Here is a 568-nt window from a genome sequence, read left to right on the forward strand (position 1 = left end):
ATATAGGGGTCGAGTTCCCGGACGGCGACGGAAACCCCTTCGCGACCGCTATGTAGATTCTGTGCCAGAAGGTTCGCGCTGACCTGACCCGTCTCATAGAGCCGGGTCATCTCGGCCACGATATCTACTTTTTTATAGCTGTCCAGACGGCGGATGACATCGAACTGGTCCCTGACATACCGTGGGTATCGGATGACGATCTGGTCGAGGAACAGCTTGGCTTTTTCCTCATCTCCGAATCGCGCATAGAGGTCCTCGGTCTGCGCCAGAAGACGTCTAGTCTGGTCATGTCCGTGATCGGCGTCATGGACGAGCTCGCCTTTCTCACTCGCGAGCCCATGCTCGCAGATAATCTCGCCGGTCTCGTCGTCGACAATCACAAGTGTGTTTTCGGACGTACGCTCCAAGATCTGGACGATCCGTTTTTCTCCGTCCTGATACGTCCCAATCGGGACACTATATCGGGCACCGGCGTATCGGATGGTATTGTCCTTATGGACGGTTCTTGATACACTTGATACAAGGTTCGTTTCGAAAGAGACGGGTGAAGAGATCTTGTCCAGGTGCT

Annotated in this window: 1 pseudogene; it reads right to left on the minus strand. The window is 54.2% G+C overall.

The features are described from left to right. Positions 1 to 407 (minus strand): annotated as a pseudogene (locus EVJ30_RS15235) (hypothetical protein); the annotation flags it as partial. Between the last annotated feature and the right edge of the window lie 161 nt (positions 408 to 568).

The sequence above is a fragment of the Exiguobacterium sp. SH5S13 genome, assembly GCF_004337085.1.
Taxonomy (GTDB): Bacteria; Bacillota; Bacilli; order Exiguobacteriales; family Exiguobacteriaceae; genus Exiguobacterium; species Exiguobacterium aurantiacum_A.